Source organism: Streptomyces sp. SAI-127, from assembly GCF_029894425.1.
In the GTDB taxonomy this organism is placed as follows: domain Bacteria; phylum Actinomycetota; class Actinomycetes; order Streptomycetales; family Streptomycetaceae; genus Streptomyces.
The window spans coordinates 4508803-4529755 of the sequence record NZ_JARXYJ010000001.1 but is presented as its reverse complement, the minus strand read 5'-3'; the positions used below and the strand labels follow the sequence as shown (position 1 = coordinate 4529755).

General features: G+C 70.9%; 17 protein-coding genes. 7 read left to right on the top strand and 10 right to left on the bottom strand.

Annotated features, from left to right (window positions below):
- Positions 1 to 19: 19 nt before the first annotated feature.
- Entirely contained in the window at positions 20 to 2026 is a 2007-nt protein-coding gene (gene recQ / locus M2157_RS20555) for a DNA helicase RecQ (protein WP_280868253.1), read from the top strand.
- A gap of 55 nt (positions 2027 to 2081) precedes the next feature.
- Here recQ and M2157_RS20550 read toward each other — a convergent pair whose 3' ends face one another.
- The 8 genes from M2157_RS20550 to fahA all read right to left on the bottom strand — a co-directional run bounded on the left by M2157_RS20550 (position 2082) and on the right by fahA (position 11500).
- Positions 2082 to 4904, bottom strand: a complete 2823-nt coding sequence (locus M2157_RS20550) for a fumarate reductase/succinate dehydrogenase flavoprotein subunit (RefSeq protein ID WP_280865905.1) — start codon at positions 4902 to 4904, stop codon at positions 2082 to 2084.
- Complete coding sequence (locus M2157_RS20545; RefSeq protein ID WP_280865904.1) at positions 4901 to 5668, bottom strand: ABC transporter ATP-binding protein; 768 nt, start codon at positions 5666 to 5668, stop codon at positions 4901 to 4903. The genes M2157_RS20550 and M2157_RS20545 overlap by 4 nt, the downstream gene beginning before the upstream one ends.
- Complete coding sequence (locus tag M2157_RS20540; RefSeq protein WP_280865903.1) at positions 5652 to 6560, bottom strand: ABC transporter permease; 909 nt, start codon at positions 6558 to 6560, stop codon at positions 5652 to 5654. The genes M2157_RS20545 and M2157_RS20540 overlap by 17 nt, the downstream gene beginning before the upstream one ends.
- The gene (locus M2157_RS20535; protein WP_280865902.1) at positions 6557 to 7894 is read right to left on the bottom strand and encodes an ABC transporter substrate-binding protein; all 1338 of its coding nucleotides are present in this window, start codon (positions 7892 to 7894) and stop codon (positions 6557 to 6559) included. Before M2157_RS20535 ends, M2157_RS20540 begins: the two co-directional genes overlap by 4 nt.
- 16 nt (positions 7895 to 7910) lie before the next feature.
- Positions 7911 to 8138 carry a ferredoxin family protein gene (locus M2157_RS20530; protein ID WP_010986276.1) on the bottom strand — a complete coding sequence of 76 codons (228 nt, stop codon included), beginning with the start codon at positions 8136 to 8138 and terminating at the stop codon, positions 7911 to 7913.
- 31 nt (positions 8139 to 8169) lie between these two features.
- Complete coding sequence (locus M2157_RS20525; protein ID WP_280865901.1) at positions 8170 to 8955, bottom strand: GntR family transcriptional regulator; 786 nt, start codon at positions 8953 to 8955, stop codon at positions 8170 to 8172.
- 213 nt (positions 8956 to 9168) lie between these two features.
- Positions 9169 to 10110, bottom strand: coding sequence for a M56 family metallopeptidase (locus tag M2157_RS20520; RefSeq protein ID WP_280863166.1), 942 nt, complete (start codon positions 10108 to 10110; stop codon positions 9169 to 9171).
- A gap of 154 nt (positions 10111 to 10264) precedes the next feature.
- Positions 10265 to 11500 (bottom strand): fumarylacetoacetase, encoded by a 1236-nt coding sequence (gene fahA, locus M2157_RS20515; protein ID WP_280865900.1) that lies wholly within the window; start codon positions 11498 to 11500, stop codon positions 10265 to 10267.
- Between the two features lie 247 nt (positions 11501 to 11747).
- On the opposite strand from fahA, the gene M2157_RS20510 reads away from it, so the two are divergent.
- Together M2157_RS20510 and M2157_RS20505 are read left to right on the top strand one after the other, a co-directional pair.
- The gene (locus tag M2157_RS20510) at positions 11748 to 12986 is read left to right on the top strand and encodes an ATP-grasp domain-containing protein (RefSeq protein ID WP_280865899.1); all 1239 of its coding nucleotides are present in this window, start codon (positions 11748 to 11750) and stop codon (positions 12984 to 12986) included.
- Positions 12987 to 13036: 50 nt separating this feature from the next.
- A complete protein-coding gene (locus M2157_RS20505) occupies positions 13037 to 14239 on the top strand; it encodes an FAD-dependent oxidoreductase (RefSeq protein ID WP_280863163.1) in 1203 nt (400 codons plus the stop codon).
- A 2-nt stretch (positions 14240 to 14241) separates the two neighbouring features.
- Here the strand turns inward: M2157_RS20505 and M2157_RS20500 are convergent, their stop codons facing one another.
- Positions 14242 to 14640: a hypothetical protein gene (locus M2157_RS20500; protein WP_280865898.1), complete on the bottom strand. Its 399-nt coding sequence runs from the start codon at positions 14638 to 14640 to the stop codon at positions 14242 to 14244.
- A 334-nt stretch (positions 14641 to 14974) separates the two neighbouring features.
- Complete coding sequence (locus tag M2157_RS20495; protein ID WP_280863161.1) at positions 14975 to 16114, bottom strand: arabinogalactan endo-1,4-beta-galactosidase; 1140 nt, start codon at positions 16112 to 16114, stop codon at positions 14975 to 14977.
- A gap of 356 nt (positions 16115 to 16470) precedes the next feature.
- Here M2157_RS20495 and M2157_RS20490 point away from each other — a divergent pair, with 356 nt between their 5' ends.
- From M2157_RS20490 to M2157_RS20475, 4 genes are read left to right on the top strand one after another with little or no spacing between them, the layout of a single operon-like run.
- The gene (locus tag M2157_RS20490) at positions 16471 to 17808 is read left to right on the top strand and encodes a sugar ABC transporter substrate-binding protein (RefSeq protein WP_280863160.1); all 1338 of its coding nucleotides are present in this window, start codon (positions 16471 to 16473) and stop codon (positions 17806 to 17808) included.
- Entirely contained in the window at positions 17805 to 18800 is a 996-nt protein-coding gene (locus tag M2157_RS20485; protein ID WP_280865897.1) for a sugar ABC transporter permease, read from the top strand. The genes M2157_RS20490 and M2157_RS20485 overlap by 4 nt, the downstream gene beginning before the upstream one ends.
- Complete coding sequence (locus M2157_RS20480; protein WP_280865896.1) at positions 18797 to 19675, top strand: carbohydrate ABC transporter permease; 879 nt, start codon at positions 18797 to 18799, stop codon at positions 19673 to 19675. The genes M2157_RS20485 and M2157_RS20480 overlap by 4 nt, the downstream gene beginning before the upstream one ends.
- A 31-nt stretch (positions 19676 to 19706) precedes the next feature.
- Positions 19707 to 20735, top strand: a complete 1029-nt coding sequence (locus M2157_RS20475) for a LacI family DNA-binding transcriptional regulator (RefSeq protein ID WP_280863157.1) — start codon at positions 19707 to 19709, stop codon at positions 20733 to 20735.
- Positions 20736 to 20953 lie beyond the last annotated feature (218 nt).

Sequence of the window (20953 nt, the reverse complement as noted above, 5' to 3'; positions counted from 1 at the left end):
ACGTACGGGGGACGGGACTATGGGCGGGATGGGCGGTATCAGCGAGATGCCAGGGATCACCGGGACACCGGGCGCGAGCGACAGCGAGGCACTGGCCACGCTGCACCGGGTCTTCGGATACGACGCCTTCCGCGGCGAGCAGGAAGAGATCATCGAGCACGTGGTGGCCGGCGGCGACGCCGTCGTGCTCATGCCGACCGGCGGCGGCAAGTCGCTGTGCTACCAGATTCCGTCCCTGGTCAGACCCGGCACGGGCATCGTCGTCTCACCGCTCATCGCGCTGATGCAGGACCAGGTGAACGCGCTCAGGGCGCTCGGCGTGCGCGCCGGGTTCATGAACTCCACGCAGGACTTCGACGAGCGCCGCGTGGTGGAGGCCGAGTTCCTGGCCGGAGAGCTGGACCTGCTCTACCTCGCACCGGAGCGGCTGCGGCTGGACGCCACCCAGGACCTGCTCTCCCGCGGCAAGATCGCGGTCTTCGCCATCGACGAGGCGCACTGCGTCTCGCAGTGGGGCCACGACTTCCGTCCCGACTATCTGACGCTGTCGGTGCTCGGCGAGCGCTGGCCCGACGTCCCGCGGATCGCGCTCACCGCGACGGCCACGCGTGCCACGCACAACGAGCTCACCCAGCGGCTGAACATGCCGACGGCCCGGCACTTCGAGGCGAGCTTCGACCGGCCCAACATCCAGTACCGGATCGTGCCGAAGGCCGACCCCAAGAAGCAGCTGCTGGCCTTCCTGCGCGAGGAGCACGCGGGCGACGCGGGCATCGTGTACTGCCTCTCCCGCAAGTCGGTGGAGGCCACGGCCGAGTTCCTCTCCCGCAACGGCATCGAGGCGGTCCCGTACCACGCGGGCCTGGACGCGGGCACCCGTGCCGCCCACCAGTCCCGCTTCCTGCGCGAGGACGGCCTGGTGGTGGTGGCGACCATCGCCTTCGGCATGGGCATCGACAAGCCGGACGTCCGCTTCGTGGCCCACCTCGACCTGCCCAAGTCGGTCGAGGGCTACTACCAGGAGACGGGCCGCGCGGGGCGTGACGGCCTGGCGTCCACGGCCTGGATGGCCTACGGCCTCAACGACGTCATACAGCAGCGCAAGATGATCCAGTCGAGCGAGGGCGACGAGGCGTTCCGGCGCCGGGCCGCCGCCCACCTGGACTCGATGCTCGCGCTGTGCGAGACCGCCCAGTGCAGGCGCGGACAGCTCCTGAACTACTTCGGCCAGGAACCGGAGCCGACGGGCTGCGGCAACTGCGACACCTGCCTCACACCGCCGGAGACCTGGGACGGCACGGTCGCGGCCCAGAAGGTGCTCTCGACGGTGGTGCGGCTGCAGCGGGAGCGCGGGCAGAAGTTCGGGGCGGTGCAGATCGTCGACATCCTGCTCGGCAAGCGCACCGCCAAGGTCATCCAGTTCGACCACGACCAGCTGTCGGTGTTCGGCATCGGCGAGGATCTCTCCGAGGGCGAATGGCGAGGCGTCGTACGGCAGTTGCTGGCCCAGGGGCTGCTCGCGGTCGAGGGGGACTACGGCACGCTGGTGCTGACCGAGGCGAGCGGCGCGGTGCTGCGGCGGGAGCGGGAGGTGCCGCTGCGCAAGGAACCGAAGAAGCCGGTGAGCGCCAAGTCGGGCTCCTCGTCCTCTTCCGGTCGGGGCAAGGCCAAGGCCGTGGTGGCCGAGCTGCCCGAGGCGCTGGTGCCGGCGTTCGAGGCACTACGGGCCTGGCGCGCCGAGCAGGCCCGTGAACAGGGAGTTCCGGCGTACGTCATCTTCCACGACGCCACACTCAGGGAGATCGTCACGGTGTGGCCCACGTCCGTGGCGCAGCTCGGAAGCGTCGGCGGGGTCGGTGAGAAGAAGCTCGTTACCTACGGGGAGGGTGTGATCGAGGTACTCGCCGGGCTGGCCGACGGCGGTGCGGCCGCGAAGACACCGGACCAGGCCGGTGACGCGGATCCCGGCGCGGACCACTGGCCCGAGATGGACGCGGAGTCGGCGCCCGAGGACGACTGGATATAGCCGCCACCGGGCGCCGGCGCGGGGGCGACGGCTGTGGCGCGGGCCTTACATCACGTCACAGGGCCCGCGCCGCATACGCCCTCACGTCCGCGTCCGAGTCCGTCGTCGCCGTGGCCAGGGCCGCGCGGGCGTCGTCGGCGCTCGTGTGCCGGGTCAGGGCGAGGACGGCGGCCTTGCGGACGTCGGCGTTCGGGTCGGCGAGGGCCATGGCGAGGGCGGGGACGGCCACATCGGGTTCGGCGGCGGACAGCGCCGTCGCGGCACCCGACCGGACCTGCCAGGCGGCGGCCGACAGGGCGGCGACGGCGCGGGAGGCGAGGGGGGCGGGGCAGCCGGTGGTGCCCAGCGCTGCGTAAGCGGCCCCCCGTACCAGGGCGTCGGGGTCCTCGGTGAGACGGGACAAGGCGTCGAGGACGACGTCGAGCGGGCGTTCCGCCGACACCGTGGCCAGTGCCTTGGCGATCGTCACGCGGACCTCGCGGGAGGGGTCGGTGGTCGCCGCGCGGGCGAGTTCCACGGCGGCGTCCACGGAGACGAGGGCGCGGACGGCCTCGATGCGGACGGCGATGTCCGAGTCGCTCAGGGAGCCGGCGAACAGTTCCGTGTCGCCGAGGTGCAGGGCACGCAGCACGTCCAGGGCGGCGGCGCGGACGACCGGGTCGGACTCGGCCAGGGCGGCGGCGAGACCCTCGCGGAGGGCGGGTTCCGGCGGGAGCGTCTCGACGAGTTCGCGCAGGGACGCCGCCGCGGCGGCGCGGACGCCGGGGTCGCGGTCGGTGAGGGCCGTGGCGAGGACCGGTCCGGTCCCTGGTGGCGCGGTCTCCGTCAGGACGGTGACGGCCGTACGGCGGACAGCGGGCTCGGGATCGGACAAGTAGGTCCGGATGACGGCGAGTTCGGGTTCCTGCTCGGCGAGAGCGAGGAGTCCGAGCAGACGGGGTGAGACCGGGGCGGAGGAGACGGGGGCGGAGGAGACCGGGGCGGGTGAGTCCGGGGCGTCCGTCACGGTGTCGGCACCGGGACGGTCGGCGGCCGTGTCGTTCGTGGCACCGAACTGCCCGACCGCGACCGGGGCCACCTCCCGCGCCCCCGCCGTCGCCACCACCTCGGCGTGCACCTCGCCGAGGTACCGGGAGGCGCCGCCGACGGGGGTGAACTCGTCGATGGGGACCAGATAGGGAGCCACGGGACGAGCCGTGAACTCCATCGCACCGGAGGGGGACTTGTGCAGGTCGAGATGGTGGAACCAGGAGGTGTCGTCGCGATGGGGGTGGTCGAGACGGTCGTGGTACAGGCCCCAGCGGGACTCCGTTCGGGCGAGGGAGGCGCGCGCGGCCATCTCGGCGCAGTCGCGGATGAAGGAGACCTCGGCGCAGCGCATCAACTCGTGCGCGGTGCGGGCACCCATCGAGGCGATGTCGGTGCGCATCCGCTCGAAGGACTCCAGAGCCAGCGACAGCCGCGCCCCCGACTTCGGCGGGGCCACGTAGTCGTTCACGAAGCGACGGAGCTTGTACTCGACCTGTGGCTGCGGCGGGCCGTCCGGGTTGCGCAGCGGGCGGTAGATCAGTTCGTGCGCCTCGCGGAGCTGGTCGGGCGGCAACTCCCCTTCGTACGGCGAGTACCGGGAGGCGTCCGCGCCGGCCAGGTCACCGAAGACGAAGGCGCCGATCATGTAGTTGTGCGGGACGCAGGCCAGGTCGCCGGCGGCGTAGAGGCGGGGGACGGTCGTACGGGCGTGGTCGTCGACGCGGACCCCGGAGGCCGAGTGGCCGCCGCACAGGCCGATCTCGGAGATGTGCATCTCGATGTCGTGAGTGCGGTAGTCGTGACCGCGGCCCTCATGGAACGTCCCCCGCGTGGGCCGTTCCGTGGAGTGCAGGATCGCCTCCAGGGACGAGATCGACTCCTCGGGGAGGTGGCTCAGCTTCAGGTACACCGGCCCCCGGTCGGACGCGATCTCCGCCGCGAACTCGGCCATCATCTGGCCGGACCAGTAGTCCGAGTCGACGAAGCGCTCGCCGTGCCGGTTGACCTGGTAGCCGCCGAAGGGGTTGGCGACGTACGCGCAGGCCGGCCCGTTGTAGTCCTTGATCAGCGGATTGATCTGGAAGCACTCGATACCGGTGAGCTCGGCGCCCGCGTGGTAGGCCATGGCGTAGCCGTCGCCCGCGTTGGTCGGGTTCTCGTAGGTGCCGTACAGGTAGCCCGAGGCGGGCAGGCCCAGGCGGCCGCAGGCACCGGTCGCCAGGATCACCGCGCCCGCGCGGACCGTGACGAACGCGCCCGTACGCGTGTTGAAGCCGACCGCGCCCACCGCACGCCCGTCCTCGGGAGCGGTCAGCACCCGCACCGGCATCACCCGGTTCTCGATGCGGATCCGCTCCCGCATCTCGCGCCGCCGCAGCTGCCGGTACAGGACCTTCTTGACGTCCTTGCCCTCCGGCATCGGCAGCACGTACGAACCGGAGCGATGGACCTGGCGGACCGCGTAGTCGCCGTGCTCGTCCTTCTCGAACTTCACGCCGTACGACTCCAGACGCTGCACCATCCCGAAACCGCGGGTGGCGGTCTGGCGGACGGTGGACTGGTCGACGATGCCGTCGTTGGCGCGGGTGATCTCGGCGACGTAGTCGTCCGGTTCGGCGCGGCCGGGGATGACCGCGTTGTTGACGCCGTCCATGCCCATGGCGAGGGCGCCGGAGTGCCGGACGTGGGCCTTCTCCAGCAGGATGACGTCCGCGCCGTGCTCGGCGGCGGTCAGGGCGGCCATGGTGCCGGCGGTGCCGCCGCCGATGACAAGGACGTCGCAGGTGAGTTCCTCGGCCTCGTCGAGGGCCGGAATCTGCAGAGGGGTGTCCACCAGGGTGCCTTTCACGTACCGAGCGAGGAGAGGACGTCGCGCCGCAGCGCCAGGTGTGCCTGGTCGTCGTGGGCCGCGCGGTCACGCGGGCGGGGCACGTCACGTACGGCGACCAGGCGGCCGGAGCCGATGAGCGCGACCCGGTCGCCCAGGAAGAGGGCCTCGTCCACGTCGTGGGTGACGAAGACGACGGTGGCCCCGGTGCCCCGCAGCACCTCGACGAGGAGGTCCTGCATTCCGGCGCGGGTCTGGGCGTCCAGGGCGCCGAAGGGTTCGTCCATGAGGACGGCGCGCGGCGCTCCCGCGAGGGCGCGGGCCAGCTGGGCGCGCTGGCGCTGTCCGCCGGAGACACGGTGCGGCAACTGCCCGGCCTGGTCGGCAAGTCCGACGCGCTCCAGCCACGCCTGTGCCTGCCGCCTGCGCTCCGCACGCGGCAACCCCTTGATCGCGAGCGGCAGTTCGACGTTCGAGCGCAGGGTGCGCCAGGGCAGGAGGGCGTCCTCCTGGAAGATCAGGGCGCGGTGGGCGGCGGGGCCCGTCAGCGGGCGTCCGTCCTGGCTGACCTCTCCGGCAAGCGGCGACAACAGTCCGGCGAGCGTGCGCAGCAGCGTCGACTTGCCGCATCCGGAGGGCCCGACGAGGGTCAGGATCTCGCCGGGAGCCACCACGAGGTCCACTCCGTCGAGCACGGGCACGTCGGGCCGCCCGAGAGCGGCGCCGCGCAGCGCCAGTGCCGCGCCGGCGCGGGCGGGCGAACGGACGTCAGACGAGCTGGTCATGGGGCACGCCCTCCCGAGTCGTGGGGCTCACCGGCACCGCGGCCGCGGCACGGTCCACCCGCCGCGCCGGCCGGCCGGCAGCGACGTACGACGTCCTCGGCAGCCATCGCGTCAGGCGGCGCCCCAGGAGTTCCACGGCCGTGGAGGTGAGCCAGCCGAGGACGCCGATGGTGACCATGCCGACGAAGACGCCCGCGTAGTTGACGACGGTGTAGTCCTGCCAGGTGCGGTAGCCGACGCCGTACTGGCCGGAGATCATCTCGGCGGAGATCACACAGATCCACGAGACGCCGATGCCGACGGACAGGCCGCCGAAGATGCCGGGCAGGGCGCCCGGCAGCACGACCGAGGCGAGGATCCACCAGCGGCCGCCGCCCATGGTCAGCACCGCCTCCTCCCATCCGGGGGTCAGCGCGCGGACCGCGTGCCGGGTGGAGACCAGGACGGGGAAGAAGGCGGCGGTGAAGGTGATGAAGACGATGCCCTGTTCGTTGGAGGGGAACAGCAGGATCGCGACGGGGACGAGGGCGATCGCCGGGATCGGGCGGACGACCTCCAGGACCGGGCCGAGCAGGTCCTCGGCGAGACGGGAGCGCGCCACGAGCACGCCCGCCGCCACACCGAGCACCGCGGCCAGCAGGAAACCGGTGAGGATGCGGGTGAGGCTGTCGGTGAGGTCCGTCCAGTAGTCCGGGCCGGACAGCCGGTCGGCGAAGGTGCGGGCCACGTCGGCGACCGTGGGGAACTGCGAGAAGCGCAGCCACATATCGATGTCGAGGCTGGTCAGCAGCTGCCACCCGCCGAGGGCGACCGCGAGCGAGCCCGCCCGCAGCGCGTACCGGCCGAGCCGGGGCACCCCCCGGCCCCGGCTTGCGCGCGCCTTCCCGCTCACGACGCCCGCTCCAGCGCCTCGGCGTACGTGACGACCCGGGCGCCGCCGTGCGCGGAGACGTAGGCCTGCGCGGTCTCCGGCGCCACGAAGGGCAGCAGTTCGTCGCCGTCGGCCACCCAGACCGCCTTGTCGGCGAACCAGAGGGTGCCGGTGGTGGCGTCGGGGACGTAGGCGGCGCGGACGCCGTCCTTGTGCGCGGAGACGTACGCGAGGAGTTCGGCGGGCGTCTTGAAGCTCTGCGTCCTGGAGGCGCCCTTGGGCCAGACCTCGCTCGCGGAGGCGGGCGGATTCAGGGCGAGGCGACCCGCGTAGTCGGACCCGAGGGCCTTCTTGACGTACTGGTCGTCGACGAAGGAGTCCACGTCCACGTCACCGGTCAGCTTGGCCGCCTTCAGGACCGAGACGTCCTTCTTCAGGGCGGAGACCAGTTGGGGCTTGATCGCCGGGTCGAAGGTGGCGATGCCGTGGGCGCCGTTGTAGAGGTAGACGACCTCGGCGGGCAGGCCGGTGGCCTTGGCGACCGACTCGGCGGCGCCGACCGGGTGGGCGTTGAGGTAGTCGGTGGCCTCGGCCTGGGCCTTCAGGAACGCCTCCAGGACCGGCGGCCGCCGCTTCGCGAAGTCCTCGCGGGCGGTGACGCCGTGGAAGGTGGGGAGGTCGAGCTCGGCACCGTCGTAGAGCGCCTTCGCCTTGCCCTGGTAGGCGAGCAGACCGGGCCAGGCGACGAACTGCGACAGGGCGTCCGCGCTGCCCGCCGACAGGGCCGAAGCACCCACCGCGGGCTGCTGGTTGAGCTTCTCGATGCCCTTGTCGGGGTCGATGCCGGCGCGCTGCAGGGCCCGTACGAGAGTGCCGTCGGCGGCGGAGCCGACGCTCGTGGAGACCTTCTTGCCGCGCAGGTCGTCGAGTGAGGCGAGGTCCGAGCCGGGGGAGGTGACGATCGTGTTGAGGCCGCCGCGCAGGTTGTAGCCGGTGACCGAGACCAGGCGGGTGGGCTTGCCGAGCTGCTTGCCGCGGGCCGCGTTGATGAGCAGCGGGAAGTCGCCCATCGAGCCGATGTCGATCTTCCCGGCGGTCATCTGCGCGGTGATGGGGGCGCCGGTGGCGTAGTCCTGCCAGTCGACCTTGTAGGTGTGGCCGTCGTGGAGGGAGTTGAGCTGCTTCTCGAAGTAGCCGAGCGAGCGAAGCAGCGTTCCGGCCGTGACCGTGTTGATGGTCTTGGACTGGTAGCCGACGGTGACGGTGACCGTGGAACTGTCGCCCGCCTGGGCACTGCCGCAGGCCGTCAGTGGCGCGAACAGCAGCAGAGCGGCGACAACCGGTTTGTGTTTCATGGGAGTTCTGGACCTCTCACCGGAGCAGATAGGGCATGTTGACCGTGACGGCTCCGGTGGGACAGCGGGCCGCGCACGGGCCGCAGTACCAGCACTCGTCGACGTGCATGTAGGCCTTGCCGTTGCTCTCGTCGATGGCGAGGGAGTCCAGCGGGCACATGTCCACGCAGAGCGTGCAGCCGTCGATGCACTTCGACTCGTCGATGGTCACGGGCACGTCGGCCCGCTGGGGCGCCAAGGGCATGGCTGTCTCCAGGAAACGGCTCGGAAAGAGGTCAGAGGGAGCGGTGCAGCAGGCCGCTCATCGTGATGCGGTCGCCGCGGAAGCGGATGAACTCCAGGTCGACGGGTCGGCCGTCGGCGAGGTGGGTGAGGCGTTCCAGCATCAGGACGGCCGCGCCGCGCGGGGCTTCCAGTACGGCGGCGGAGTGGGCGTCCGCGTTCACCGCCTCCAGGGTGATCTCGGCGTGGCCGAGGCCCTGGCCGGTGATCGTCTCCAGGAGGCGGAAGACGTCGGTGTTCTCGAGGTCGGCGCCGAGCAGGGCGGTGCCGATGTCGAGGGGGAGGTAGGTGAGGTCGAGGGAGAGGGGGAGGCCATTCAGGCGGCGCAGGCGTTCGATGTAGAGGACGTCGGTGCCGGGGGCGATCTGGAGGCGCCGGGCGACCGGGTGGGGGGCGGCGGCCGGGCCCATGGTGCGGACCTCGTTGGTGACCGTGCCGTGTTCGTGCAGGGTTTCCGCGAGACCCATCAGACGGTCCAGGCCATGGGGGTACTTCTGGCCCACGACCACGGTGCCGACGCCGGGGAGGCGTTCGACCAGGCCTTCGGCGCGAAGCAGGTCCAGGGCTTGGCGGACCGTGTTGCGGGAGGCGCGGTAGTCGGTGGCGAGGGTCGTCTCGTGGGGGAGGGTGCCGTCCTCGAAGCCGCCGGTCAGGAGCTGGTGGCGCAGAAGGTCGGCGAGCTGTCGTGCCTGGTCCGCACGCAGCCGGCGCCGGGCGCGGGCGGCGACGGTGGTCGCGCCTTGGCCGGCGTGGTCCCGGACACGGTCGGTGGATGGCATGGCCGGAACCATACCGAGCCGGTAGGAAAAGCTGTGTTGCTGGATTGTTGCGCCACCTGACGCAGTGACGGATCCGTGTCTGACCTGCGGTTTCAGGCGCCGTGGGGTGACATGTGCCACCTGCCGAAGAAAGCGAGGGCGGCTGCAACCCACCCAGGGGCGCGGGGAACTGCGCGACCAGCCCCACCGGGCCCGCGGCCGACAACCGACCGCCTACACCAGCGCCGACAACCCCGGCCCGAAAACGATCAGCAGCGGCAGCAACGGCACCAGCGCCGCCGTCGCGGACGTGAGCGCCCGCTGCCGCCGCAACAACCGCGGCGGCGGCTCCAGCAACCGGTCCACCCGCTCACCCAGCAGCCGATGACTGGAGGCGCACGACAGCACCCCCCGATGCTGGTTCAGCTCGATCAGCGCCAGCGCCGTCGTCAGGTGACCGCACCGCCGCGACGCCGTGTCGTCCGCCGCCAGTTCCACCAAGCGGTGCGTCTGGTCGCAGAAGTGGGCGAAGAGCGGCACCCGGGGAAATCCCGTGGCCAGCGCCGTCGACAGATGGAGCAGCCAGTCGTGGCGGGCCCGCGCATGCCCGCGCTCGTGGGTGAGGACGGCGTCCAGCTGGTGATCGGTCAGCCGGTGCAGCGCACCGGTCGTCACGATCAGCTGCGGCGGATTCCCCGGCATCCACCAGGCGTCCGGGTACTCGTCCTCCAACACCAGCAGCGGACCGCGCGCGACCGCACCCAGCCCGGCCGGCAGATCCGGCGCCCGCTCCCGCAGATGCTCACGGGCGAGCCCCTGGCGCCGACGGGCCTCGACCAGTTCACGGGCCAGCATCGCCGTGGTCCACGCGGCCCCGCCCGCCAGCAGCAGGGTCAGGGTGACCGCCCAGACCGGCGCCGCCGAGAGGTCGTACGCCGCGGTCACGGCCGGCGGCGCCGGGGCGAACACATGGTCGCGGACGGTGTGGAAGACCGCCGCCGCTCCCAGCACCAGCGCCGTCAGGCAGCACAGCAGCACCGTGGCGACCAGGCACTGCCACACCCACAGCCCGACCACCGGTTCCCGTTCGGGCCACGCGGACCGGGTGAGCGCGCGCGGCACCGGCACGGCGGCCGCTACGGCGACGGTGCTCAGCAGGAGCAGGCAGAGAGTCATGCCACGGGCTCCGCATCCTGATCGGAGACAGGGAAGGTGGGGCTGGGTGGTGAGGTGCCGCAGGGCGGTCGGTACGTCGTCCCACGTATGCCGCCCGCCGCCAGTATGCCGTGAGCGGACGCCCAACGGCAGGACTCGAACAGCACCGGACGCCTCACACCTCCCCGGAGACCACCCGCCCCACCACCTCCCCCAGCCCCACCCGGACCCCGCCCGGACCGGGAGCCCACGCCGACAGCGTCACCACGTCCCCGTCCTCCAGGAAGGTCCGCTTGCCGTCGGGGAGTTCGAGCGCGTCCCGGCCGTTCCAGGTCAGCTCCAGCAGCGACCCCCGCTCGCCCGCCGAGGGCCCGCTCACCGTTCCCGAGCCGTACAGGTCACCCGTCCTCAGCGAGGCCCCGTTCACCGTCATGTGGGCCAACTGCTGGGCCGCCGTCCAGTACATGGAGGAGAACGGCGGCTCCGACACCACGTGGCCGTTGACCGCGACGGAGATCCGCAGGTCGTAGCCACCCGGTTCCACGTCGGAAGCGGTGTCGTCCAGATACGGCAGCAGCTCGTGCGTCCGCTCCGGCGGCGCCACCCGCGCCTCCTCCAGGGCGTCCAGCGGGGTGATCCATGCCGACACCGACGTGGCGAAGGACTTGCCGAGGAACGGGCCGAGAGGGACGTACTCCCAGGCCTGGATGTCCCGTGCGGACCAGTCGTTGAGCAGGCACAGCCCGAAGACGTGCTCCCGGAAGTCGCCGAGCCCGACGGGCCGGCCCAGCTCCGAGGGCGTCCCGACCACGAAACCGACCTCCGCCTCGATGTCGAGCCGCACGGACGGCCCGAAGACGGGAGAGGCGTCGGCGGCGGCCTTCCGCTGTCCCGACGGCCGTACGACATCCGTCCCCGACACCACCACCGTGCCCGCGCGGCCGTGGTACCCGATCGGCAGGTGCTTCCAGTTGGGGGTCAGGGAGTCGGCGGCGTCGGGCCGGAACATCTGGCCGACGTTTCGCGCGTGGTTCTCGGAGGCGTAGAAGTCGACGTAGTCCGCGACCTCGAAGGGGAGATGGAGGTCGACCGACGACAGCGGATGGAAGAACCCCGCCACGGCCTCCTGGTGCGCCGGCACGGTCACCCACGCGGTGAGCGCGCGCCGCACGTCCGACCAGGCCGTGCGGCCGGCGGCGAGGAGCGGGCCCAGGGAGGGCCGGGCGAGCAGGGAGACGTACGGAGAACCGAGGGCGGCGGCCGCCGCGCCCGCGTCGAGGACCTGGTCACCGAGGCGGACGCCGACGGTCCGGTCGGACGAACCCGGAGGCGAGAACACTCCGTAGGGAAGGTTGTGCGGGCCGAAGGGGTCGCCCTCGGGCACGTCGAAGGGGACATCGAAGGGGGGCATGGGGTGCTGCCTCACTCTCGCGCATGCCGTGCGGTGCAGGTGGTCGCGGCACACGTTACGTCCGAGTCGTCTGTCGCGGCAGTGCCTCGAGGGACAGCAGAGTGACTAAAGAGTTCGCAATGTCCCGTTACGGGATACTCGGAGGCTTCCATTCCGGCTTAGCGTCCTTTGCGAGTACGGACGGGATGGGTGGGATCGCGTCCGTTGGGGGACGCGTGGGGGGACCGTGGCCAGAAGCGCGAGCAGTGTGCCATTCGAGGCCGATCGTGAGGTGCCGGCCCTGATCGTCAAGTTCGGCGACTACCCGCTGCACCACGGCGGAGTCGGCGCGATCCGCAGTCTGGGCCGCCTGGGCGTGCCCATGTACGCCATCACGGAGGACCGCTACACGCCCGCGGCCGCCTCCCGGTACCTCACCCGCGCGTTCGTCTGGCCGACGACCGGCACCGAGGACCCGGGCCGGCTGATCGAGGGACTGATCCGGATCGGGCGCCGCATCGGCCGCCCCGCCGTCCTGGTACCGACCGACGAGGAGGCGGCGGTCCTGATCGCCGAGCACCAGAACGACCTCTTCGGCCGCTTCCTCTTCCCGCGCGTGGAGCCCGGCCTGCCCCGCCGGCTGGCCAGCAAACAGGGCCTGCACGAACTGTGCGTGGAACACGGGATCGCGAGCCCGGAGGCCGCCTTCCCGCAGTCGTACGAAGACATCGTGGACTTCGCCGAGAAGGCCCGTTTCCCGGTGGTGGCCAAGAACCGCGAGGCGTTCGTACGGCGCCGGCGGCCCGCGGTCAGCGGCACCACGCGCATCGCCACCCGTGAAGGGCTGCTCGCCCTCGCCCGTGACTGGGGTGAGCGGCCCGGGGTGATCCTCCAGGAGTACCTGCCGCGAGAGGAGGCCGAGGACTGGATCGTGCACGCCTACTTCGACCGCGACTCCACACCGCTGGCCATCTTCACCGGCGTCAAGGTCCGCTCCTGGCCGCCGCACGCGGGCATGACGGCCAACGCGTACGTCGTCGACAACCCGGAACTCGCGGACCTCGCCGCACGGTTCATCAAACAGATCGGCTACACCGGCATCATCGACCTCGACCTGCGCTTCGACCGGCGCGACGGTCAGTACAAACTGCTCGACTTCAACCCCCGCATGGGCGCCCAGTTCCGGCTCTTCGAGAGCGAGTCGGCGGTGGACGTCGTCCGCGCCATGCACCTGGATCTGACCGGACGTGCCGTTCCGGAGGGGGAACAGCGGGCCGGTCACCGCTATGTCGTGGAGAACATCGACCTGCCCGCCCTGCTCGCCTACCGCCGCAGCGGCTATACGACACCGCACGCGCCGAAGCGGCCCAGCGGGACCGAGCTGGCCTGGCTCGCGGGTGACGACCCGCTGCCGTTCCTCACGATGCTCGGGCGCTTCGTGCGGCCGGGTGCCAAGCACCTCTACCAGCTGTGGCGGGCCAACCGCCGCGGCGGCACGACCAACTGAACAGCGGAACCACCACGAAGTGACGAAGTGACGTCCTGGGGAGGGACTTCGTGATCCATCCGGTAGCAGTCATCGGTGCCGGGCCCTTCGGCCTGTCGACCGCGGCCCATCTGCGGGCGCGCGGCATACCCGTGCGCGTCTTCGGCGACCCCATGGTCAGCTGGCGCGACCACATGCCCGCGGGCATGCTCCTCAAGTCGACCCCGGCCGCCTCCAACCTCGACGCGCCCCAGCACGGGCACACCCTCGTCGACTACTGCGACGCGGCGGGGATCCCCCGGCTGGTCACGGACGAGGACATCGTCCCCGTGGAGACCTTCATCGCCTACGGCCAGTGGTTCCAGCAGAAGCTGGTGCCCGAGCTGGAGCAGGTGCGGGTGGTGGCCGTGGACCGGAGCGAGCAGGGGGGTTTCCAGCTCAAGCTCGACTCGGGGGAGTCGTTCACCGCGCGGGCGGTCGTCGTCGCCACCGGTCTGTCGGGGCTCTCCCACCTGCCCCCGGAGCTGGCCGCCGCCGCACCCGACGGACCCGCCCCGACCGGCCCGGTCTCCCACAGCTCCCAGCACCACGACCTCACCCGCTACTCCGGCAAGGAGCTGATCGTCGTCGGCGCCGGCCAGTCGGCGCTGGAGACGGCCGCCCTGGCGGCGGAGGCGGGCGCGCAGGTCAGGGTGGTCGCCCGCGGCCGCGGCAGCGTGGCCTTCGGCGCACCGCCGTGGAAGCAGCCCAGGCTGCGCCCCGAGTCGCCCTTCGGCCGGGCCTGGTCGCTGTGGGCCCTGACCTACTACCCGCACTCCTACCGCCACCTCCCGGCCGGCGCCCGCCACTTCCTGGTCCGACGGGTCCTCGGCCCGCTCGGCGCGTGGTGGCTGCGCGACCGCTTCGAGGGGAAGGTGCAGGTCACCGAGGTGGACCGCATCCTCAAGGCGGACGCCTCACAGGGGCACCCGAGCCTGGAGGTCCTCACCGGCACCGGGGCCATGGACCGCCTCGCCGCCGACCACGTCATCGCGGCCACCGGCTACCGCGTCGACCTCGCCGCGATGGACTTCCTCGGGCATGAACTGCGCACCGCCCTCGCCGTCAGCCGGGGCACGCCCAGGCTCGGCGCCGGATACGTCTCCTCCGTTCCGGGCCTGTACTTCACCGGCCTGCCGGCGGCGGCGTCCTACGGCCCGGTGATGCGCTTCGTGTGCGGCACGGAATTCGCCTCCCCGAGGCTCGCCCGCCACCTGGCGGCGGCCCACGGCTAGCCTCACGAGGTGCAGACGTCCTTCAGCCGGTCGGCCGCCGCGTCGATCCTGCCGGTGTCCGGGTGGGTGTCTCCGTCGAGGATGGACTTGTTGTAGTCCTCGATCGCCTGGTCGAGGTCCTTGACGGCCTTGTCGACCTCGCTGCCGGCCGAGTCGCCTTGGGCCTTGTTGATCTCGTCGACGTTCTTGTCGATCGTGGCGATGGATTCGTCGGTCCTCGAGGGGTCCTTCACCGCGTCCCAGCCGGCCTCGTGGATGGCCTTGACGCTGTCGGCGATGGTGTCGGCGTTCGACACGCAGTCCAGGGAGTTGTCCACGTCGTCGGGGTCGCAGCCGGTGGCGAGGACGGCGGTGAGGGCGACGGCGGTCAGGGCGGTGGCGATGGTGAGGCTACGGCGCATGGCTGTGGCCAACCCTTTCTCGGGGCGGATTCGATACCGTCCACGATTCCGCCGCCCGCCGACCGCCACGAGGGAGCTGCCCGGCGTATGCGGGGTGTAGCCCACTACACCTTTCCTCCTGACTGAGCAGGAGTGAGTCCGGCTCGGCCGCACGCCCCGAACGGTCCATATGGGTACGGCCAGAGGCGACGGGGAAGCCCCGAACCATCACTGCGGTGGAGCGGGGGCCCCGCACGCAGGCGCCGTACCGGCGTCCCAGATCGCACGATCGCCGTCGAGCCAGTACGGCGCCATGTACGTTCTTCAACGAACCGTTGTAACCCCGTGGCCCGTCCTACGACCGGTAGCGCCCCAGCGTCCGCAGCCCCGGCAGCGCCCGGTCCTGGAAGTCGAACAGCGCCAGGTTCTCCCATGCGTTGCCCGAGGAGGAGTCCGTCGGGTCCCAGCCGCTGCCCGCGCGGTAGGTCCACAGGCCCTCCCAGTAGCAGTAGCCCAGCCCCTGCCCGTCCGGCACACCGGCCGCGAGGTCGGCCACCTCGCGCAGCCACGCGGCCTGGCCCGCCGGCGTGGCGGGGAAGCCCTCGGTCAGCTGCGAGGGGTCGTTCAGGATGTCGTTGACGTCGTCCTCGCTCTCCAGCGTGAACGGGTACGCCGTCTCGGCTATCACGCACGGCTTGCCGTAACGCGCGGTGATGTCCGCCATGTTGGCGGCCGCGTTCGTGATCGGGCCGTGCCAGAACGGGTAGTACGAGAGCCCGATGATGTCGAAGTCGACGCCGTACGCCACCATGTTGTCGAACCACCAGCGGTACAGCCCGTTGTCGCCGCCGTTCGCCAGGTGCAGGATCGTGCGGATCCGCGGGGTGGTGTCGCGGGCCGCGCTCAGACCGGCCTTGAGGAAGGCGGTCATGGTGTCGAAGTGCTCCCAGTTGCCCTCGGGCCAGATCAGGCCGCCGTTCAACTCGTTGCCGATCTGCACGAGTTGAGCCGGGGTGCCCTGCCGCTTCAGCGCTCCCAGGACGTCGGCCGTGTGGTCGTACACCGCGCGCGTCAGGCCCGCCACGTCCAGGTCCGCCCAGGCGGCCGGCTTGGTCTGGTGGGCGGGGTCGGCCCAGCTGTCCGAGTAGTGGAAGTCGATCCAGATGCCGACCCCGGCCCGCTTGAGGCGCCGGGCGAGCGGCAGGATGTGCGCCTTGTTGTTGTAGCCGTCGGCCGGGTTCACCCACACCTTGAGGCGGGCGTGGGTGACGCCTGACTGAGCGAGCAGGCGGACCGGGTCTTCGCGGCGGCCGTCGGCCGTGCGGTACACGGCGCCGTGGTCCTCGTTCTTCGGCAGCGAGGAGATGTCCACGCCCCGGATCTCCAGACGGCCCCGCCGGACGGTGGCCGGTGCGGCGACGGCCGGTGCCGCCCCCAGCACGGGAACGGCGAGCGCGGCGGCTCCGGCAGCGGAGAGGACAGTACGTCTGCGCATGTCAAAGGGTCCTTTCGCGGACGGTCACGGGGATACCGGCCCGGTGGTGACCTCGGCGGCCGGGGGGAGGCCTGGGAGCGGGGCGAGGGGAGTCGGCGTAACGCCTGACGATCACAAAAAACCCTCATTTTCTGTGATCGTGCACAGCTCCCCTCGCCCCTGTCATCGGCGAGCAACAAGTAGGTAACCCCACGCCCCCGCCATTGACAAGGGGCGGAAACAATTCTCTACTGTGCACGATCACAGAGCCGCGCGGCCCTCGCGCACAGCCTCTCGGTCACGTCCGCAGAACCTCCCCCCACGGCGGTTGCCGCGTACGCGGGACGTGCGGGACGGCTGGTTCCAAGTCAGGGGAGATGAAGATGTCGATCAACCGCCGCCAGATCAGCAGGCGCAGCATCCTTGCCGGGGCCACAGCCCTCGGCCTCACGAGCACCCTCGCCGCCTGCGGCGGTTCCGACGACAAGGACTCCGGCGGGAGCAGCGGGCCGGTCAAGCTGACCTACTGGTCGTGGGCTCCGAACATGGAGAAGGTCGCCGCGATCTGGAACAAGAAGAACCCGGACATCACGGTGACCGTGTCCAAGCAGGCCAGCGGCGGCGAGATCGTCTCCAAGCTGATCACCGCGAAGAAGGCCGGCAACGCCCCCGACCTCATCCAGGTCGAGTACCAGTCCCTGCCGACCCTGGTCTCCAACGACGTCCTGGCCGACATCACCAAGTACGCGGGCGACACCAAGTCCAGCTTCGCCGAGGGCCTGTGGGGCATGGTCACCCTCGGCACGGACGCGCTCTACGCGATCCCGCAGGACGCCGGGCCGCTGATGTTCTACTACCGCGAGGACCTCTTCAAGAAGCACGGACTCAGCGTCCCGAAGACCTGGACGGAGTTCGCCGAGACCGCCCGCGCCGCCAAGAAGGCCGTCCCGGACGCCTACTTGACCACGTTCTCCTCCAACGACCCCGGTCTGTTCGCGGGCCTCGCCCAGCAGGCCGGCGGCAAGTGGTGGACCGTCGACTCGGCCGGCAAGTGGAGCGTCGGCATCGACGACGCGGCCACCAAGCAGGTCGCCGAGTTCTGGGGCGGCCTGGTGCAGGAGGGCGTCATCGACAACCAGCCGATGTACACCCCGGCCTGGAACAACGCCCTCAACAAGGGCACCCACCTGGCCTGGGTCTCCGCCGTCTGGGCGCCCGGTGTGCTGGTCTCCTCCGCCCCCGACACCAAGGGCAAGTGGCGCATGGCCCCGCTGCCGCAGTGGAAGTCCGGCGAGAACGTCACCGGCAGCTGGGGCGGTTCCTCCACCGGTGTCTCCACCGACTCCCAGCACGCCGAGGCCGCCGCCAAGTTCGCCACCTGGCTGAACACCGACCCGGAGGCGCTGGCCGCCCTGGTCAAGGAGGTCGCGATCTACCCGGCCGCCACGAAGGGCCAGTCCGGGAACGTCCTCACCACGCCGGAGTTCTTCTCCAACCAGGCGGACTTCTACACGACGGCCGGCGAGATCGCCGCGACCACCGCCGCCGCAGCCTGGGGCCCCAACGTCAACACGGCCTACACCACCTTCCAGGACGCGTTCGGCAAGGCCACCAAGGCGAAGAAGGAGTCCCAGTTCGACTCGGCCCTGGCCACCGTGCAGTCGAAGACCTTCGCCGACATGAAGAAGCAGGGCTTCGAGGTGACCGAGGCATGACCAGCGCTCCGCTCAAGGGCTCCGACCTCACCGAGGTCGGGCCCTTGGCGGACGGCACCGGCGCCGCCCAGTCCGTCCGCCCCAGCCGCCCCCGCCGCCGTGGCCGCAGCGCACCGTACTGGTTCCTGGTGCCCACCCTGACCCTTTTCGCCGCCTTCACCGTGGTGCCCATCGGGTACGCGATCTGGCTGAGCCTGCACAGGGTCCAGGTCAAGGGCATCGGCCTCGGCAAGGGTGCCCGCTCACAGGTCTGGAACGGCATCGGCAACTACACCGACGTCCTCAAGGACTCCGAGTTCGGCGACAGCGTGCTGCGCGCCGCCGGCTACGGCCTCATCGTCATCCCGACCATGCTGGGCCTCGCGCTGCTGTTCGCGCTGATGCTGGACACCCCGAAGGCGCGCAGCGCGCCCTTCGCCCGGCTGATGATCTTCCTGCCCTACGCGGTGCCGGGCATCATCGCCGCCCTGATGTGGGGCTTCCTCTACCTGCCGGACGTCAGCCCCTTCTACTACCTGCTCGACAAGTTCGGCCTCCCGCAGCCCGACCTGTTCGACGGCGGCAACCTCTACCTCTCCTTCGCGAACATCGCGGTCTGGGGCGGCACCGGCTTCAACATGATCGTCATCTACACCGCCCTGCGGGCGATCCCGCCGGACATCTACGAGGCGGCCAGGATCGACGGCGCGTCGAACCTCGACATCGCCCTGAAGATCAAGATCCCGATCGTGATGCCCTCCCTGGTGCTCACCTTCTTCTTCTCGGTGATCGCCACCCTCCAGGTCTTCACCGAGCCGATGGCCCTCAAGCCCCTGACCAACGGTCTGCCCAGCTCGTGGAGCCCCCTGATGGCCATCTACGACAAGGCCTTCCTGCAGTCCGACATCTACGGTGCCTCCGCCACCGCGGTCGTCCTGGCCCTGGCCACGTTCGTCCTCTCCTTCACCCTGCTGCGCATCTCCGACCGCTACACCCGGGAGGACCGGGCATGACCCCCCTCACCCTCACCGCCGACACCACCGGCAGGGCCGCCAAAGCACGGCGTACGGCCTGGGTACCGACGATCGTGCTCGTCCTCGGCGCCCTGTACTGCCTGATCCCCATCGCCTGGGTGGTCATCGCGGCGACCAAGGACCGGTCGGAACTCTTCTCCACCTTCACCTTCGCCCCCGGCAGCGGCTTCCTCCAGAACCTGAGCGACCTGACGGACTACCGCGACGGCATCTTCTGGAAGTGGATGGCCAACTCGGCCTTCTACGCCGGTTTCGGCGCCCTGCTCTCGGCCGCGGTCTCCGCCGCCGGCGGCTACGCGCTCGGCCGGTTCGCCTTCCGGGGCCGTGAGGCCATCTTCAAGATGATCCTGGCCGGCGTCCTGGTGCCGTCCATCGTGCTCGCCGTACCGCAGTACCTGCTGCTGTCGAAGCTGGGCATGGCCGACTCGTACTGGTCGATGCTGCTGCCGTCGATCCTCTCGCCGTACGGCGTCTACCTGGTCCGCATCTACGCGTCCGCCTCGGTGCCCGCCGAGCTGATGGAGGCGGCCCGCATGGACGGCGCGAGCGAGTGGAGGATCTTCTCGCGGATCGCCGTACCGATGATGATGCCGGGCCTGATCACGGTGTTCCTCTTCCAGTTCGTCGGCATCTGGAACAACTTCCTGCTGCCCTACGTGATGCTCGCCGACGACGAGAAGTTCCCGATCACCCTCGGCCTCTACACGCTGCTCGCGCAGGGCGCCTCGCAGCCGGCCCTCTACACCCTGGTCATCACCGGCTGTCTGCTCGCGATCCTCCCGTTGATCGGGCTCTTCCTGGTGATCCAGCGGTTCTGGTCCCTGGACCTGCTCAGCGGCTCGGTCAAGGCCTGAGGCCCCGGACCCCCTTTCACGAACGAGGAACATGACCACCAGCGCGAACGGACGCCGAAGGCCTCCGACCATCCACGACGTGGCCCGGGAGGCGGGCGTCTCGCGGGGCACCGTCTCCCGCTTCCTGAACGGCGGCCACTACGTCTCGCCCGCCGCCCGGCGGGCCGTGGAGGCCGCCATCAGGAAGACCGGTTACGTGGTCAACCGGCATGCGCGCAGCCTCAGTACCGGCCGGTCGGACTCGGTGGCGTTCCTGCTGACGGAGCCCCAGGAGAAGTTCTTCGAGGACCCCAACTTCAACGTCCTGCTGCGGGGTTGCACCGAGCGGCTCGCCCAGCACGACATCCCGCTGCTGCTGATGCTGGCCGAGAGCGACGACGACCGGCGCCGGCTGACCCGGTACATCACTTCGGGTCATGTCGACGGCGTGCTGCTGCTCTCCAACCACAGCGGCGACCCGGTCGCCGCCGAACTCCACGACGCCGGGATCCCGTTGGTGGTCTGCGGCAAGCCGATAGGGCTCGGCTCCAAGGTGAGTTACGTGGCGGCCGCCGACCGCGAGGGCGCGCAGGAGATGGTCCGCCATCTGCTCACGGGGGGCCGGCGCCGTATCGGCATGGTCACCGGGCCGCTGGACATGCCGGGCGGCCCCGACCGGCTGGCCGGCTACCGGGACGTGCTCGCGGAGGCGGGCCTGCCCTACGACCCGGCGCTCGTGGTCGAGGGCGACTTCCGGCGCAGCGGCGGTGAACGGGCGGCCCGCCGCCTGCTGGCCCAGGCCCCCGACATGGACGCCGTCTTCGTCGCCTCCGACCTCATGGCCCTGGGTGTCGTCAACGTCCTTCAGCAGGCCGGGCGTTCGGTCCCCGGCGACATCACCGTGGGCGGCTTCGACGACTCACCCGCGGCCACCGCCGGCGCCCCCGCCCTCACCACCATGCGCCAGCCCTTCGACCGCATCAGTGCCGAGATGGTCCGCATGCTCCTCGCCCAGATCGCCGGCGAGGACACGGCCGGGGTGATCCTCCCGACCGAACTGGTGGTCCGGGACTCGGCGTAGGCGTTCCGCCGGCGGCGCGGTGTGACGGGTGAGCCGTACGACGCAGGTGGGGGCACGGCGACGCGGCGCACGCCGGCCTGGCCGTTCCGCACCGCTCCCCGGCCGGCCGCCGCGTCAACAGGGCGGAGCCGCACGGGACATGCCCAGGAACCGGAACTGCGGTCAACGGATGTGAAAGCAGCAGCCGTCCGGTTCGCGTCGAGTCGCAGGGGGCCAAC

What these genes read in the sequence shown, in the direction of transcription:
- M2157_RS20475 (WP_280863157.1), top strand. Translation starts at nt 19,707, where the DNA reads ATGACCACCAGCGCGAACGGACGCCGAAGGCCTCCGACCATCCACGAC.
- M2157_RS20485 (WP_280865897.1), top strand. Translation starts at nt 17,805, where the DNA reads ATGACCAGCGCTCCGCTCAAGGGCTCCGACCTCACCGAGGTCGGGCCC.
- M2157_RS20495 (WP_280863161.1), bottom strand. Translation starts at nt 16,114, where the DNA reads ATGCGCAGACGTACTGTCCTCTCCGCTGCCGGAGCCGCCGCGCTCGCC.
- M2157_RS20530 (WP_010986276.1), bottom strand. Translation starts at nt 8,138, where the DNA reads ATGCCCTTGGCGCCCCAGCGGGCCGACGTGCCCGTGACCATCGACGAG.
- M2157_RS20545 (WP_280865904.1), bottom strand. Translation starts at nt 5,668, where the DNA reads ATGACCAGCTCGTCTGACGTCCGTTCGCCCGCCCGCGCCGGCGCGGCA.
- M2157_RS20520 (WP_280863166.1), bottom strand. Translation starts at nt 10,110, where the DNA reads ATGACTCTCTGCCTGCTCCTGCTGAGCACCGTCGCCGTAGCGGCCGCC.
- M2157_RS20525 (WP_280865901.1), bottom strand. Translation starts at nt 8,955, where the DNA reads ATGCCATCCACCGACCGTGTCCGGGACCACGCCGGCCAAGGCGCGACC.
- fahA (WP_280865900.1), bottom strand. Translation starts at nt 11,500, where the DNA reads ATGCCCCCCTTCGATGTCCCCTTCGACGTGCCCGAGGGCGACCCCTTC.
- M2157_RS20535 (WP_280865902.1), bottom strand. Translation starts at nt 7,894, where the DNA reads ATGAAACACAAACCGGTTGTCGCCGCTCTGCTGCTGTTCGCGCCACTG.
- M2157_RS20490 (WP_280863160.1), top strand. Translation starts at nt 16,471, where the DNA reads ATGAAGATGTCGATCAACCGCCGCCAGATCAGCAGGCGCAGCATCCTT.
- M2157_RS20500 (WP_280865898.1), bottom strand. Translation starts at nt 14,640, where the DNA reads ATGCGCCGTAGCCTCACCATCGCCACCGCCCTGACCGCCGTCGCCCTC.
- recQ (WP_280868253.1), top strand. Translation starts at nt 20, where the DNA reads ATGGGCGGGATGGGCGGTATCAGCGAGATGCCAGGGATCACCGGGACA.
- M2157_RS20480 (WP_280865896.1), top strand. Translation starts at nt 18,797, where the DNA reads ATGACCCCCCTCACCCTCACCGCCGACACCACCGGCAGGGCCGCCAAA.